At 70.6% G+C, this 14,177-nt stretch carries 14 protein-coding genes; 6 read left to right on the forward strand and 8 right to left on the reverse strand.

Annotated features, from left to right (window positions below):
- Window positions 1–42 precede the first annotated feature (42 nt).
- Window positions 43–1,980, reverse strand: a complete 1,938-nt coding sequence (pknB, locus tag AC30CM_RS17995; RefSeq protein ID WP_490118263.1) for a Stk1 family PASTA domain-containing Ser/Thr kinase — start codon at window positions 1,978–1,980, stop codon at window positions 43–45.
- A gap of 90 nt (window positions 1,981–2,070) precedes the next feature.
- Between pknB and hadA the strand changes: the two genes are divergently transcribed.
- Both hadA and AC30CM_RS18005 read left to right on the forward strand, forming a co-directional pair.
- Window positions 2,071–2,517: a (3R)-hydroxyacyl-ACP dehydratase subunit HadA gene (gene hadA, locus AC30CM_RS18000; protein WP_490118264.1), complete on the forward strand. Its 447-nt coding sequence runs from the start codon at window positions 2,071–2,073 to the stop codon at window positions 2,515–2,517.
- Between the two features lie 131 nt (window positions 2,518–2,648).
- The gene (locus AC30CM_RS18005; protein WP_490118265.1) at window positions 2,649–5,528 is read left to right on the forward strand and encodes an MMPL/RND family transporter; all 2,880 of its coding nucleotides are present in this window, start codon (window positions 2,649–2,651) and stop codon (window positions 5,526–5,528) included.
- On the opposite strand, the gene AC30CM_RS18010 is transcribed toward AC30CM_RS18005, so the two are convergent.
- Window positions 5,460–5,912: a hypothetical protein gene (locus tag AC30CM_RS18010; RefSeq protein WP_490118266.1), complete on the reverse strand. Its 453-nt coding sequence runs from the start codon at window positions 5,910–5,912 to the stop codon at window positions 5,460–5,462. The genes AC30CM_RS18005 and AC30CM_RS18010 overlap by 69 nt on opposite strands.
- A 158-nt stretch (window positions 5,913–6,070) precedes the next feature.
- Here AC30CM_RS18010 and AC30CM_RS18015 point away from each other — a divergent pair, with 158 nt between their 5' ends.
- On the forward strand, window positions 6,071–6,847 hold the full coding sequence (locus AC30CM_RS18015; RefSeq protein ID WP_490118267.1) for a class II aldolase/adducin family protein: 777 nt from the start codon (window positions 6,071–6,073) through the stop codon (window positions 6,845–6,847).
- Between the two features lie 63 nt (window positions 6,848–6,910).
- Entirely contained in the window at window positions 6,911–7,201 is a 291-nt protein-coding gene (locus tag AC30CM_RS18020; RefSeq protein WP_490118268.1) for a hypothetical protein, read from the forward strand.
- Here the strand turns inward: AC30CM_RS18020 and AC30CM_RS18025 are convergent.
- From AC30CM_RS18025 to AC30CM_RS18050, 6 genes are all read right to left on the reverse strand, one after another.
- Entirely contained in the window at window positions 7,171–8,208 is a 1,038-nt protein-coding gene (locus tag AC30CM_RS18025; RefSeq protein WP_490118269.1) for an NAD-dependent epimerase/dehydratase family protein, read from the reverse strand. The two genes, AC30CM_RS18020 and AC30CM_RS18025, sit on opposite strands and share 31 nt — an antisense overlap.
- Window positions 8,205–8,960: an SDR family oxidoreductase gene (locus tag AC30CM_RS18030; RefSeq protein WP_490118270.1), complete on the reverse strand. Its 756-nt coding sequence runs from the start codon at window positions 8,958–8,960 to the stop codon at window positions 8,205–8,207. The genes AC30CM_RS18025 and AC30CM_RS18030 overlap by 4 nt, the downstream gene beginning before the upstream one ends.
- An 88-nt stretch (window positions 8,961–9,048) precedes the next feature.
- Window positions 9,049–9,768, reverse strand: coding sequence for a hypothetical protein (locus tag AC30CM_RS18035; protein ID WP_490118271.1), 720 nt, complete (start codon window positions 9,766–9,768; stop codon window positions 9,049–9,051).
- A gap of 8 nt (window positions 9,769–9,776) precedes the next feature.
- The gene (locus AC30CM_RS18040; RefSeq protein WP_490118272.1) at window positions 9,777–11,000 is read right to left on the reverse strand and encodes a zinc ribbon domain-containing protein; all 1,224 of its coding nucleotides are present in this window, start codon (window positions 10,998–11,000) and stop codon (window positions 9,777–9,779) included.
- A gap of 43 nt (window positions 11,001–11,043) precedes the next feature.
- A complete protein-coding gene (locus tag AC30CM_RS18045) occupies window positions 11,044–12,705 on the reverse strand; it encodes a S53 family peptidase (RefSeq protein ID WP_490118273.1) in 1,662 nt (553 codons plus the stop codon).
- A gap of 76 nt (window positions 12,706–12,781) precedes the next feature.
- Window positions 12,782–13,036 carry a hypothetical protein gene (locus tag AC30CM_RS18050; protein WP_490118274.1) on the reverse strand — a complete coding sequence of 85 codons (255 nt, stop codon included), beginning with the start codon at window positions 13,034–13,036 and terminating at the stop codon, window positions 12,782–12,784.
- Window positions 13,037–13,348: 312 nt separating this feature from the next.
- On the opposite strand from AC30CM_RS18050, the gene AC30CM_RS18055 reads away from it, so the two are divergent.
- Together AC30CM_RS18055 and AC30CM_RS18060 are read left to right on the forward strand one after the other, a co-directional pair.
- Window positions 13,349–14,056, forward strand: a complete 708-nt coding sequence (locus tag AC30CM_RS18055) for a hypothetical protein (protein WP_490118275.1) — start codon at window positions 13,349–13,351, stop codon at window positions 14,054–14,056.
- Between the two features lies 1 nt (window position 14,057).
- Window positions 14,058–14,177: hypothetical protein (locus tag AC30CM_RS18060; RefSeq protein WP_490118280.1), on the forward strand; the 120-nt coding region annotated here is incomplete at its 3' end.

The following is a 14,177-nucleotide window of genomic DNA, read 5'->3' on the forward strand; positions in this document are numbered from 1 at the left end:
TCCCGGTCAGGATTCCGCACGAGATCCTGGTCTGGATCCCGGTCAGGATCCGTAGTAGGCCGTGACCGCGTCGCCCTTGCCGATGGGCGTTCCCGCAGGCGGATCCTGGCGCACCACCCGGTGCTTGTCGCCGTCCTGCGCGCCCGGGACGTCCCCTCCGTTGAGGAACGGCCCGGTGTGCCCCAGTCCGTTCAGCAGGTTGAGCGCGTCGGCGTAGAACATCCCGAGCAGCGAGGGCGTCACGATCTGGTTGCCCAGCGACACGCGAAGCTGCACCACCTGGTCCACCGCGGTTTCCTGGCCGGCGGGCGGGTCGGTGCCGATGACGCGCCCTGCGGGCAGCGTGCTGTCGGTCTGGACGGGAACGACGTTGGTGAAGCCTGCCGCGGTCAGCACCGTTCTCGCGGAGTCGGCCGTCTGGCCGTCGACGTTGGGCACCGGCACGTCCTGCGGGCCCGCGCCCACCACGACCGTGATGGGTACCGTCGTCGCGACCTTGGCGCCCGCGGGCGGCAGGGTCATGGTGACCAGGCCCTTCTGCTCGGGGGTCGAGGCGCCGGGCGTCTGGCGGACGGTGCCGAAGCCGTTGGCCTTCAGCGTCGCGACGGCCGCGTCGGCGTTGGTTCCCGAGACGTCGGGGACCGCGACGTCGCCGGGACCGGAGGACACCACGATGGTGACGGTCGCGTCGTCGGCCACCTCCGTGTCCGCAGCCGGGTCGGTGCGGGCGACCCGGCCCGCGGACACGTCGGGGTCGCTGGCCTCGTCGCGGGCCGTCGACAGGCCGAGTGTCCGGAGCTTCGCCGCGGCCTCGTCGTAGGACAGGTCGCGGACGTTGGGCACCCGGACGTCGCCGGTCGCGGCGTTGATGCCGATGACGAGGGCGCTCACCAGTGCGATGACGGCCGCCACCGCGCCTGCGGCGAGCCAGCGCCGGCGACGGCCGGGGGAGGTGGCGGCCACGGGGGCCAGGGGGGTGGTGGCCGTGGGGGCGCCGTCGCCGCCGCCGCGGATGCGGTCGACGTCGTCGCGGTCCCGGATGTGGTGGCCGACGTCGCCGTCGTGGTCGTCGCCGCCGAGGTGGTCGCCGCCGTGGTCGTCGCCGAGGTGGTCACCGGGGTGCGGGGCCGCCTGCGGCGCCGCACCTGCCCGCACGCGCAGCAGATCGGCGCGCATCTCCTCGGCGCTCTGATAGCGGGATTCGGGCTTCTTCGCCAACGCCTTGAGGACGACGGCGTCGACGTCCGGGCCGACGGCGGCGCGCCGGGCGGATGGCGGGGACGGCTTCTGGCGGACGTGCTGGTAGGCCACGGCGACGGGCGTGTCACCGAGGAACGGCGACTTGCCGGTGAGCAGTTCGTACAGCACGCAGCCCAACGCGTACACGTCGGAGCGGGCATCGGCCTTGGCCCCCGTCGCCTGTTCGGGGGACAGGTAGTTCGCGGTGCCCACGACGGCGGCGGTCTGGGTGAGGCGGCCGCCGGTGTCGCCGAGGGTGCGGGCGATGCCGAAGTCCATCACCTTCACGACCCCCGACGCGGACACCATGATGTTGGCCGGCTTGACGTCGCGGTGCACGATGCCGTGGCGATGGCTGAAGTCGAGGGCCTCGCAGGCGTCGGCGACGATGCCGAGGGCCTGGCCGACGTCGACGGGTCCGGCGTCGCGCAGCATGTCGCGCAGCGTGCGGCCGGCGACGTACTCCATGACGATGTAGGGCACCGGTCCGTCGGCGGTGTTCGCCTCACCGGTGTCGTGGATGGCGACGATCGACGGGTGGTTCAGCGCCGCGGTGTGCTGGGCCTCGCGGCGGAAGCGCAGGTAGGCCACGGGATCGCGGGCCAGTTCCAGACGCAGCAGCTTGACCGCCACGTCACGGTTCAGGCGCAGGTCACGGGCGCGATGCACCTCGGACATGCCGCCGATTCCGAGCACCTCGCCGAGGTCGTAGCGATCGGACAGCGGCTCCCCACTCGTCACCTCGTCACCCGCGCTACCGACACGGGGGCATTATCCACCGCCGCACCGACCGCGCGTCCGGCGTGCCGCCGGACGGCTAGGTTCGCAGGTATGGCCCTCTCACCCGACATCGTCGGCATGACCTACGTCTACCCCGACTACTTCGAGGTGGAGCGCGAGAAGATCCGTGAGTACGCCGCCGCGGTGAAGCACGAGGATGCCGCGTACTTCGAGGAGGAGGCGGCCCGCGCGCTCGGGCACGACGCCATCCTGGCCCCGTTGACGTTCATCGCCATCTTCGGGCTCAAGGCGCAACTGGCGTTCTTCGAGCACGCCGGCATCCCGATCGCCGAGGAGAAGCTCGTCCAAGCCGAACAGGGGTTGACGATGATGCGCCCCGTCAAGGCCGGCGACCGGCTGTACTGCCACATCCGCCTCGACTCGCTGCGTCAGGCGTTCGGCGCCGACGTGCTGACGATTCGCAGTCGGATCGTCAACCAGCACGGCGAAACGGTGCAGGAGGACTACACCACCATGGCGGGCCGCAGCGAGGAGTAGACCCCGCGCCCGACCCCCTCGCGGCGGGTGTTGTGCACACCCGCGCCGTGTCGTACCGTCAACCTACTTGATTAGCCTCGCTACGGGACTGTTCGCCGTCGAGCCTGTCGCCGCTGATGGAAGGTGCACGGATGCAGCGGGTTTCGACCAGTGGGCGGTTCTCGACCGCCGCGGTGCCCGGTCTCATCCGTCGGTTCTCGGTCCTCATCGCCCTGTTCTGGCTCCTGCTGGCGGTGCTGACCAACGTCTTCGTGCCGCAGCTGGAGACGGTCGCCGAGGCGCACAACGTCTCGCTGAGCCCGCAGGACGCGCCCTCGCTGCTGGCCAGCAAGCAGATCGGCAAGGTGTTCGACGAGTTCGACTCGGACAGTTCGGCGATGATCGTCCTCGAGGGCGACGAGCCCCTCGGCGCCGACGCCCATCACTACTACGACGGCCTGGTGAAGAAGCTCGAAGCCGACACCGCGCACGTCCAGCACGTGCAGGACTTCTGGGGCGACCCGCTGACGGCGGCGGGCTCACAGAGCCAGGACGGCAAGGCGGCCCTGGTCCAGCTGTACCTCGCGGGCAACCAGGGGGAGTCGCTGGCCAACGAATCCGTGGACTCGGTGCGCCGCATCGTCGCGGACAATCCGCCCCCGCCCGGTGTGCACGCCTACGTCACCGGCGCCGCGCCCCTGGTCACCGACCAGTTCGAGGTGGGCAGGCAGGGCACGCTCAAGACCACGCTGATCACCATCGGCGTCATCGCGGTGATGTTGTTCGCGCTGTATCGCAGGCTCACCACGGTGTTCTTCGTGATCTTCACGGTGATGATCGAGCTGACCGCCTCCCGCGGCGTCGTCGCCGTGTTGGCGAACGCCGGCATCATCGAGCTGTCGACCTATTCGACGAACCTGCTGACGCTGCTGGTGATCGCCGCGGGCACCGATTACGCCATCTTCATCCTCGGCCGGTTCCACGAGGCGCGGTACGCGGGGCAGGACCGCGTCGCGGCGTTCACCACCACCTATCGCGGCACCGCCCACATCATCCTGGGGTCGGGCGTCACCATCGCCGGCGCCGTGCTGTGCCTGACCTTCTGCCGGCTGCCGTACTTCAACAGCCTGGGCGTGCCCGCGGGCATCGGCGTCCTGGTCGCCGTGATCGCGGCGCTGACCCTGGCGCCGGCACTGCTGCTGATCGGCAGGCACTTCGGCCTGTTCGAGCCCGCGCGGCCGATGCGGACGCGGGGCTGGCGGCGCATCGGCACGGCGATCGTGCGCTGGCCCGCGCCGATCCTCGTCGCGACGGTGGCGATCGCGCTCATCGGTCTGCTCTCGCTGCCCGCCTACGAGACGAGTTACGACGCGCGGCCCTACCTGCCGGCGACGGCGCCCGCCAACGTCGGGTACACCGCGGCGGAGCGCCACTTCACCCAGGCGCGGCTGAACCCGGAGCTGCTGATGCTCGAGGCCGACCACGACCTGCGCAATCCGACGGACATGATCTTGCTGGAGCGGGTCGCCAAGGCCGTCTTCCACACCGACGGCATCGCGCTGGTCCAGTCGATCACGCGGCCCCTCGGCACGCCGTTGGAGCACTCGTCGATCCCGTTCCAGATCAGCGCGGGCAGTGCCTCGCAGCTCAACAACCTCCCCTTTCAGCAGGCGCGCGGCGCCGATCTGCTCAAGCAGGTGGCGGTCATCAACGACTCGATCAACCTGCTGCGGCAACAGTTCGCGCTGCAGCAGCAGTCGGCGGCGATCACCGACGAACAAGCCAAGGCGTTCGCCGACACCGTCGCCACCGCGCAGACGCTGCGCGACGAGATCGCGGACTTCGACGACTTCTTCCGGCCGCTGCGCAGCTACTTCTACTGGGAACCGCATTGTTTCGACATCCCGGCCTGCCATGCGCTGCGCTCGCTGTTCGACGCCCTCGACGGCATCGACGCCCTCACCGACCAGTTGGCGAGCGTGGCGGGCAGCATCGCCCAACTCGACGCGCTGCAGCCCAAACTGCTGGCCGTGATCCCGCCGCAGATCGCCGATCAGCAGACCAATCGCGACCTGACGCTGACCAACTATGCGACCACGTCCGGTATCGACGATCAGACGCAGGCGGCGCTGCGGAACGCGACGGCGCTGGGCCAGGCGTTCGACGCCTCCCAGACCGACGACTCGTTCTACCTGCCTCCAGAGGCGTTCACCAACCCCGAGTTCCAGCGCGGCTTGAAGCTGTTCCTGTCACCGGACGGGCGGGCCGCCCGCATGATCATCACCCACGACGGGGATCCCGCGACGCCCGAGGGGATCTCGCACATCGACGCCATCCGGCATGCGGCCCAGGGGGCGATCAAGGGCACGCCCCTGGCGGGGTCGAAGATCTTCATCGCCGGAACCGCGGCCACCTACAAGGACATCCAGGACGGCGCCACGTACGACCTGATGATCGCCGGGATCGCGGCGCTGACGCTGATCCTGCTCGTCATGATGTTCATCACCCGCAGCATCGTCGCGGCGATCGTCATCGTGGGCACCGTCGCGTTGTCGCTCGGGGCGTCCTTCGGGCTGTCGGTGCTCATCTGGCAGGACCTGTTGGGCATCGAGCTGTTCTGGATCGTGTTGGCGCTGGCCATCATCCTGCTGTTGGCGGTCGGCTCGGACTACAACTTGCTGTTGATCTCCCGGTTCCAGGAGGAGATCCATGCCGGGCTGAAGACCGGCATCATCCGGGCGATGGCCGGGTCTGGGGCGGTGGTGACGGCGGCGGGGCTGGTGTTCGCGGCCACCATGGCGTCGTTCATCTTCGCGGATCTGCGGATCCTCGGGCAGATCGGCACCACGATCGCGCTGGGTCTGCTGTTCGACACGTTGATCGTGCGATCGTTCATGACGCCTGCGGTGGCGGCGCTGCTGGGCCGGTGGTTCTGGTGGCCCCTGAACGTGCGCCGCCGCCCGTCAGGCGGGTACCGCGACGTCGTGCCGGGTGCGGGGCAACCGGTCGCGCAACACGGCGACCCGGCGTAGCTGGTTGGCGATGTTCATCGACGTCAGCATCGGGATGCCCCCGATGAACGTCCGGAACGACGGGTGCCCGCCGTCGAGGTGCAGCATGAACAGGCACCCGACCACGTAGAAGAAGCCGGTGGTGAACAGTGCCGCCGGGATGGCGTACGCCAGCGGTGCCCGGGCGTCGTCGACGAGTTCTCGGGCGTAGTCCGCCTCCTCGGCGGTCAGCGGCTCGCGCTTGCGCACCTTGGCCAGCACGGCCTTGTGCGCGCCCACCTGCTCGCCCATGGGGTGCGACCCGCGCCGCTCCAGTCGGGTGACGTAGCGGAACACGCAGGCGCCGAAGAACAATTCGGCGACAGCGGCAATGATCGTCAACACGCCCCAGGGACCGAGATCCATTCCCGAAAGGTTACCCTAGCTAACCGTCTCTGCGGAGGCTCGTGGGAAGCCGACGGGTTCGGCGGCGCACGCGCGCTTGGGCGCTGGCCGACGGCCCCCGCGACGCGGCGGCAGCCGCACCGCCGCCTGGTCGTCGCGGTCTGAGTATCGTGGCCGACGTGGCCTTCAGCAGCGTGCGATTCGATCATCTGGACCCCGCCGTCGGCGAGCCCACGTTCGACGATCCGGTGCGACACCGCGAGCATCTGCTGGGCCGGCTGGCGCTGGCCTACCGCGTGCTGGGCGCGCTGAACTGGGGCCTGCTGGGCGACGGCCACGTCTCGGCGCGCGACCCCGAGCAGCCCGACCACTTTTGGCTGGCCCGGTACGGCGTGCCGTTTCGCCACGTCACGGTCGACGACCTCGTGCTGGTGGCCCCCGATGGTTCGGTGGTCGGGGGCGGCCACGTCAACGACGCGGCGTATTACATCCATGCGCCCATCCACGACGCGCGCCCGGAGGTGGTGTCGGCCGTGCACACGCACACGCCCTACGGCACGCCCTTCTCGGCGACGGTGACCGAGCTGGCACCGATCTCCCAGGAGGCCTGCGCGTTCTTCGAGGACCACGCGATCTTCGACGACGAGGAGGTGCAGGTGCTCTCGACCGATGGCGGCAAGCGCATCGCGGTGGCGCTGGCCGACAACCGGGGGGTCATCCTGCGCAATCACGGCCTGCTCACGGTGGGTCGCTCGGTCGACTCGGCCGTCGGCTTCTTCCTGCTGATGGAGCGCTGCGCCGAGGTGCAGCTCAAGGCGGGGGCCGGCCACCCGATCAGCGCCGAGTCCGCCCGCCGCGCCAAGGCCACCTACGACGAGGTGGCGGCCTGGCACGCGTTCCAGTGGGCGCTGCGCACCCACGTCCCCGACACCAGCGTGGTGCAGCCGACGGGCTGACGTCGGAGGGAGTTGTCGGTGGCCGCTGCTTGACTGTGACCACCGACGTACGAAGGGGTTTCGATGACCACTCCCGTGATGGCGATCGAGCGGCATCCGGCCGGGTATGACTGGCGCGCGCGGTTCGGCGACGTCGACCTGGTGCTGCGCTACGAGGACGGCGCGGCGTTCGCGGCGCGCACCGACGATGCCTATTGGATCGTCGTCGACGAGAGCCCGTTGGCGGCTCGACTGGATCCGGTACGCGGTGCCGCGACCATCGCGACGCTGGTGTCCTGCACCCGCTACGACGACCGGCTGCGCTGGCAGGCCGCCATCGACGGCTACCGCAGGCGCGCGCGCTGGGCGCCCTGACCGAGGATGCCTCGCGCGGTGTCGACGAGGGTGTCCTCGATGGGGCGGGGTCGCCAGCCCAGAACCTCGGTCGCCGTGGTGGTGACGAGCCGTTTGGGCGGCCCCAGCAGGCCGACGAACGCCTCGAGTTCGGGTGTCTCCGTGGTGGCCTGACGCACCAGGTCGTCGTCGATCGTCTCGACGGGGACGTGCGCGGCCGCGGCGCCCAGCCGCGAGCGCAGGACGTCGGCGATCCACGGCAGCGTGACGGGCTGGCCGGCCGCCGCCAGGAACCGCCGGCCTGCCGCGGCGTCGTGGACCATGGCGGTGCGCAGCAGCGCGGCGACGTCGCGCACGTCGACCACCGCGAAGGACGCGTGCGGAAGCACCGCGGGCCTCCCTTCGAGGAGGTTCGCGATGATGCCGACCGACGTTCCGTGGTCGGCGCCCAACGCGGGCCCGAAGATGCCCACGGGGTTGACCACGGCGATCTCGGGGGCGTCGGGATGGTGCTCGCAGAAGTCCCAGACCGCGCGCTCGGCAAGCGTTTTCGACCGCACGTAGGGTCCCACCTCGTCGGTGGGATCGGTCCAGTCGGTTTCGTCGTACGGTGTGCCGTCGGGCTTGGGGCTGTAGCCGATCGCGGCGAACGACGACGTGAACACGACGCGCCGCACGCCCGCCTGCCGCGCGGCGGCCAACACCCGCACGGTGCCGTCGACGGCGGGGCGGATCACCTCGTCTTCGTCGCGTGGCTGGCGGGCCGGAAACGGCGAGGCGACGTGTTGCACGTAGGTGCACCCCTGCATCGCGAGGTCCCAGCCCTCGTCGCTGGTGAGGTCGGCGGCGACCACCTCCAGGCCGGTGTCGTCGATTCCGTTGGCGCGCAGACCCTCTCGGATCGCGCCGGCGCGGTCGAGAGAGCGGACGGTGGCGCGCACCGCGTGCCCGTCGCCCAGCAGCGTCGCGATGAGACGTCCGGCGAGATATCCCGTCCCGCCGGTCACCAGGACGTCGGCGGCCGTCACTGACGGGCCAGCCAGCTGGCGAGCCTGGTCGGCGCGAGTTCCGCGTCGTCGCCGGTGACCAGGCTGGTGCGCTGCACGGGCGTGCCGAAGTACGTCGCCGCGGGGTCGACCACGACGGGCAGCTCGCGACCCTGGTGCGACAGCACGGTGCGGGCCATCTCGGCGAACGTCATCTTCTCGGGTCCGCCGAGGTCGTGCACGCCGTTGCGGGCCGGTCCGGTGGCCACGCGGGCGAGGACGCCGGCGACGTCGGCCGAGGCGATCGGTTGGATCAACGCATCGGGGGCCCGCACCTCGCCGTCGCCGACGAGCGATTCGGCGATGCCCGCGGTGAACTCGTGGAACTGGGTGGCGCGCACGATGCTGTACGGCACGGTCGACGACGCGGCCACGTCCTCCTGGACGGTCTTGCCCCGGAGGTAACCGTTGCCCGTGAGTCCGTCCACTCCGACGATCGACAGCAGCACGTAGTGCGCCACCCCCGCCTCCCGCGCCGCGGACAGCACGTTGGTGGCCGATGTGGTGAAGAACTCCAGGGCGGGATCGTCCTCCAAGGTGGGTGAGTTCAGCACGTCGATCACGGCGTCGGCGCCGGCCATCGCATCCGCGAGCCCGGCTCCGGTGGACACGTCGACACCCGACGAGCGCGACGCGGCCGTCACCCGGTGGCCGGCTGCGGTGAGCAGGTCGACGACCTGGGCGCCGATCATGCCCGTCGCGCCGAGGACGGTGATGGACTGGTGCGAACTCATGGCTTCCCCTAGGTCGTCGAGGCGATGTGCTGCACCCATTCAAGCGGCCCGGACGGGTTGCGGGCCCCCGGAAACCCCGTGGTTTCGTTCAGCGCGCCGGATCGCCCTGCCAGGCGAAGCTGTTGACGTACTTGCCCATGTCGAGGGCGATCTGGAGGTTGGCCGCCGACGGCTTGCCGGAACCGAAGTCGGGACCGAAGGCGTGATAGGGGCCCAGCGCGGCGGCCACCAGCGCGAGGTCGTTCTTCACGGCCACCATGATCAACACGCGCATCCGCGTGTAGCTCGAGTTCGCACCCTGCGGCCAGCAGTCGAGCGCCATGCCGAAGCCGGGTTGGTAGCCCACCATGGTGTTGGGGATCTCGTAGGCGGTCTTGAAGTCCGGGATCGACGTGCGCACCAGTTGGTAGGCGATGTCACGCGGGGCGCGGCCCCGGGCGGGTTCGCTGACCAGTTGCAGCGTGCCGCCGTCACCGGCGACCAGTTCGGCGGTGATGCCGTTGGCCTTCTGCGAGACCCGGTAGGCCGATCCGGGGGCGGGATAGGCCACCGAGAACGACCCGTCGGGCGCCGTGAACCGCGGGTTGATCATGACGGGCTCGCCAATGGGAGGCGTTCCGCAGTCCGGCGGGCAGACGTAGCGGGCCGACGGCTTCTCGATCGCCCCCGACAGTCCGACCAGCCCCGCCGCGACCACGGCGATGGCCAGGACCCACACGACCACCAGGTGGCGGTGCGAGGTCTTGGGACGCTGGGCCACCTCGTAGGTGCCCGCGTACCGCGAGAACCCTGGGGCGACGCTCGTCATCGTCGTCGTCATGGGGTGTCCGGCTCCGGGTCGATCCGCACCGGCCGGGACTCCCGCCGGGCTTGGCGCGACGTGCGGGAGGCGGCCCGCATGGCCGCACCGCACGCGACGCAGAACGCCATGTCCGGCACCACGTGCCCGCAGAACGGGCAGTGGATGGGTGCGTCCTCGTCGACCTCGTCGTGCTCCTGGTGGATGAGCGCCAGGTGCAGACCCACCCGCAACGCGAGCAGGGCGATCGCGGAGATGAGCAGGTGCACGGCCAGCTGGACGTACTGCGGCACCTGCGCGACGTCGATCAGACCGAGGCCCGCGTAGATGCCGATGACGGCCACGCCCATCACCACCAGGGCCAGCCGCACGTAGTTGCGGCCGTGCTGCTTCTTGTTGGCGGGGCGGGTGAACCACAGTGCGGTGCCGATGAGGCCGCCGACGCACGCAGCGGTCAGCGGCACCGCGATGCCCCGGATGCCCGCCTCGACCATGAGACCGTTCATCGGCCGCGAGCGGGCCACCATGCCCGCGCCGAACTGCGGGGCCAGCCGTGTGAGCGTCGCGGCGGCCGTGAACATCAGTGCGCCCAGGGCGCCGAGGCCGAAGCCGTCCATCGCCTCACGCGGGCCGGGCCGTACCAACCGGACGATCACGGCGGGTGCGAGCATCAGCAGCATGCCGCCGAGGGGGACGCCCAGTCCCTCGCGGATCACCCGCGAGGCGGCGATCCCGGCGCCCAGGGGCACGTCGTAGGCGTTGGCGACCATCTCTCCGGTGAGCAGCACCCAACCGACGCCGATGCCGATGCCCAGTGCCGCGGTGATCACCAGTGTGGCCGAGGGGATGTCCCGGTGCGCGTCGGCCTCTTGCAGGTAGATCAGGAACAGCAGCGGCAGTCCGAGGGCGGCGACGGTGACCAGGGCGGCGGGGAGCCGGAAGAACGTCGCCGCCAGCAGCGTGAGGAACAGCAGGGTCAGCCCGATGAGGAACGGCGTCCTGGACGTCGGCGACAGCTGGGGGAACAGCGAGCTGGCGATGTTGGGCTTGAGCAGGTGCTCGCCGGGGGAGGCGCTGAACGCCTTCATGCGCAACCACTTCGGGCCCTCGTGCTCGTGCTGGTCCAGGTGATCCCCGCACCAGCCGCAGAAGTTGCCTGCGGGGACGTCCATCTGGCAGACGTCGCATTCCATCCGCGGTCCCCGGTCGGCGGTGTCGGTGCCCGTGTCGTCTGTGGTCATCGCGTGCTTCTTCTGTTCGTGCGCAGTCGGTTCGGGTGTGGGGTCACGGCAGGACCCGCTGGAGGACCAGGATGTCCCTGGCCAGGTTGTCGACGTCGGGGGTGCCCAGCCCGGTCACCAGGTCGTAACCGGGCCCGGAGGTGTCCACGGCGTTGCCGCCGAGGCGGACGTCCCGGAACGCCGGCAGGGGCGCGCCGCGCGCGATGCGGTAGAGCAGGGGGTTCATCTCACCCATCGCGGTGCCGCCGTTCGCGATCAGGAACTGGTTCATGACGGCTGCCATCCCCGCCCAGAGGGGTGCCGACTGCGACGTGCCGCCGCCGACCACCACGTCACCGTTGAGCACGATCTTCACCCCGGTGAAGGGGTCGGCGACCGCGGCGACGTCGGGTGTCATGCGCATGCCGTTGCTGCGTTCGGGCGCAACGGATCCCGACACCCCCTCCTGATAGGCGGGGGTGGGGAACAGGGCCGAGACGCCGCCGCCGGTGCCCTGGGTCAGCGGCACGTCGAACCAGGCCTGCTCGGCCAGCCAGCGGCCGTCGGCGGCGGTGGACAGGGTGGTCCCTCCGACGCTCGTCATCTCGGGCAGCGAGGCCACCGAGTCCAAGCCGACGTCGCTGTCCCCGGGGGGCGAGTCCCAGTCGTCGCCCCCGCGGCACTCCAGCCCGGCGAGGTCGCCGCTGGCGTTGAAGGAGCTGGTGCCGTTGGCGTGGGCGGCGGCCAGCGCCGAACGCACCGGCGCGAGATCGGCGGCCGTCAGCAGCTTGTCGCAGCCCCATCCGATGGAGAAGCTCCACACCGCGCCGGGGAACCTCCTGTCGGTGTCCTCCAGCATCTGGGCGATCTTGACGTAACCGCCCTCGCCCTCCACCGTCGGGCGGGCGTTGACCACCACCTTGGTGGCGGCAGGCGCCACGGCATGGGCCACCTCGAGGTCCATCGTCAGCTCGCCGCGGGCGTTGCCGGGCATGCCGCCCACCACGACGGGGGTGAACCGAGGGAGGCCGAAGGTGTCGGCGAACGTGTCGAGGTCGGACTGTTCGAAGCCGTCGAACGCGAAGATCACGACGGTCTGCCCGGCCCCGGTGAACCCGGCGCGGGTCAGCGGGGTCACGTTGTAGGTGTTGAGCAGACCGGCCGGGTCCAGACCGCGATCGGGCACGTCGAGGGGCAGCTCGTGGGGGCGGGACGTGTGGTGCGGGGTGTAGCTGAGGATGCGGCCCAGCTCGGTGACCTCGGAGCCGGTGGTGGGCGGCACCAGGGGTTGCTGCGGGGAGGCGTAGAACTCCTGGCCGCGCTTGCCGCGGTAGTCGTGTACGTCGACGTCGAAGGCGGCGGAGACCGCCTCGGGTCGACCTTCGAGTACCGCCCAGTCGTCGCCGGGACGCCACTGTACGGCGAGGCCGTGGGTGTGGGCCCAGGAGATGAGCGCGTCCGGCCGCCGGGTGGTGCTCAGGGAGGCGGTGAGTTGGACGTGGTCGCCGCGCGCGGGACCGAGGTCCGTCGAGGCGGCCAGCAGCAGCGCGAAGGGTCCGTCGATGACGCGTGGTCCGTCGAGGGTGGGGGCGCCCCGGATGTCGGCGGCCAGGAGCAGCACGACGAGGGTGATCGCCGCCAGGACTCGGCGTTCTCGGTGAGAACGCCGACCCGACGCGGCGAGGGCCGGTTCTGCGATGGCCGGTTCTGGAGTGGGCAATGGCATCAGGGCCACTGGGTTGGTGCGGTGACTGCGGTGACGGTGCCCCGGGAGTCGCGAGGACTCCCGGGGTTCACCGACGTCAGTTGTCGCCGGGGATCGCGGTCGGAGCCGGCGGGGCCTTCACCGGGGGCGTGAACAGGTTGCCGCCGGTGGGGTTGATCGACTTCTCGGTGGGCGACACCGGGGGAGCCGTCGTGGTCGTCGTGGTGGTCGTCGAGGTTTCGGGGGCCTTCTCCTCGCTGGAGCCGCAGGCCGCGGTGAGTCCGATCATCGCGACGATTGCGGTGCCGCCCACGGCTGCCGCGACGCGACGGGCCAGACGATTCGACATCATGGTCTTCGTTCCTTAACTATCCCCGAGTAGCCAATACGTGATCTTCGGCAGATCGCTGAACGATCCCGCACGTCCCGTCGTGAACTGGAGAACTCGGGGTCGCACACCAGTCCCTCCCGAAGTGGTTCTGGTGATCAAAACTCTATCCCACCACGCCATACGGCGCACAGTCATCGCACAGCTTCGCGCTCTGGGTGGCGTCGCCCTCGGCCGCGGTCGCGCTTGACGATTGTCGGAGGGCGCGTGTTTACTCAAGACATCGAACACACGTTCGATGAGGCGTGTGGTGCGAATGGTGTGGGAGGTGCTCTCGTGGCAACCGTGGCAAGCCTGCGTTCACTTCCCCAAAACCGTGCTGAACAGGTAGAACAGCTGCGCCGCAAGATAGCGGCGATGTCCGGCAAGGGTACCGCCAGGACGGCGTCGCCGCAGGCGGCACCCTTGGCGCGACGGGCGCTCCTCCCTGACTCGGAAAGTTTGCTGCCGGTCCCGGAATCGGTGTCCGATCTGCTGGTGGAGCCGTTGCCGAAGGGGACGGTGGCGGTGGTCTCGGGCGCGCGCTCGCTGCTGCTCGGCATGGTCGCGGCCGTGACGGCGGCCGGCGGGCATGCCGCCATCGTCGGCATGCCCGACGTCGGGCTGCTGGCAGCCGTCGAGATGGGGGCCGACCTGAGCCGTCTCGCGGTGATCCCGGACCCGGGCGTCGACGCCGTCGAGGTGACCGCCGTCCTGATGGACGGCCTGGACCTGGTAGTGCTGAGCCTGGGTGGGCGGACGGTGGCGCCCACCCGCGCGCGGGCGGTGACGGCGCGGGCACGCCAGCGCCAGTGCACGCTGCTGGTGACCGGTGGCGACTGGCCGGGTGCGGCGGCCAGGTTGGACGCCCGGGTCAGCGGTTACGAGATCACCGGCGCGGGTTCCGGACCTCCGGTGCCCGGGTGTGGGCGCATCGGCCAGGTGCGGTTGGCCATGCGGGGCCGCGGCAGGGCGGGCGGCCCCGTGCGCGCCGTGGGGGGTTGAGGTGCCCGGCAGTGCTGGTGCCCGCCGGAGCGGTGAGGCCCGGGTGCTCGCCATCTGGTGCATGGACTGGCCCGCCGTGGCGGCGGCCGCGGCGGCAGGCCTGCCGCCCACCGCGCCGGTG

This window comes from Mycobacterium sp. DHQP2018-32-09, assembly GCF_058148405.1.

What these genes read in the sequence shown, in the direction of transcription:
- hadA (WP_490118264.1), top strand. Translation starts at nt 2,071, where the DNA reads ATGGCCCTCTCACCCGACATCGTCGGCATGACCTACGTCTACCCCGAC.
- AC30CM_RS18005 (WP_490118265.1), top strand. Translation starts at nt 2,649, where the DNA reads ATGCAGCGGGTTTCGACCAGTGGGCGGTTCTCGACCGCCGCGGTGCCC.
- AC30CM_RS18010 (WP_490118266.1), bottom strand. Translation starts at nt 5,912, where the DNA reads ATGGATCTCGGTCCCTGGGGCGTGTTGACGATCATTGCCGCTGTCGCC.
- AC30CM_RS18020 (WP_490118268.1), top strand. Translation starts at nt 6,911, where the DNA reads ATGACCACTCCCGTGATGGCGATCGAGCGGCATCCGGCCGGGTATGAC.
- AC30CM_RS18030 (WP_490118270.1), bottom strand. Translation starts at nt 8,960, where the DNA reads ATGAGTTCGCACCAGTCCATCACCGTCCTCGGCGCGACGGGCATGATC.
- AC30CM_RS18035 (WP_490118271.1), bottom strand. Translation starts at nt 9,768, where the DNA reads ATGACGAGCGTCGCCCCAGGGTTCTCGCGGTACGCGGGCACCTACGAG.
- AC30CM_RS18040 (WP_490118272.1), bottom strand. Translation starts at nt 11,000, where the DNA reads ATGACCACAGACGACACGGGCACCGACACCGCCGACCGGGGACCGCGG.
- AC30CM_RS18045 (WP_490118273.1), bottom strand. Translation starts at nt 12,705, where the DNA reads ATGCCATTGCCCACTCCAGAACCGGCCATCGCAGAACCGGCCCTCGCC.
- AC30CM_RS18050 (WP_490118274.1), bottom strand. Translation starts at nt 13,036, where the DNA reads ATGATGTCGAATCGTCTGGCCCGTCGCGTCGCGGCAGCCGTGGGCGGC.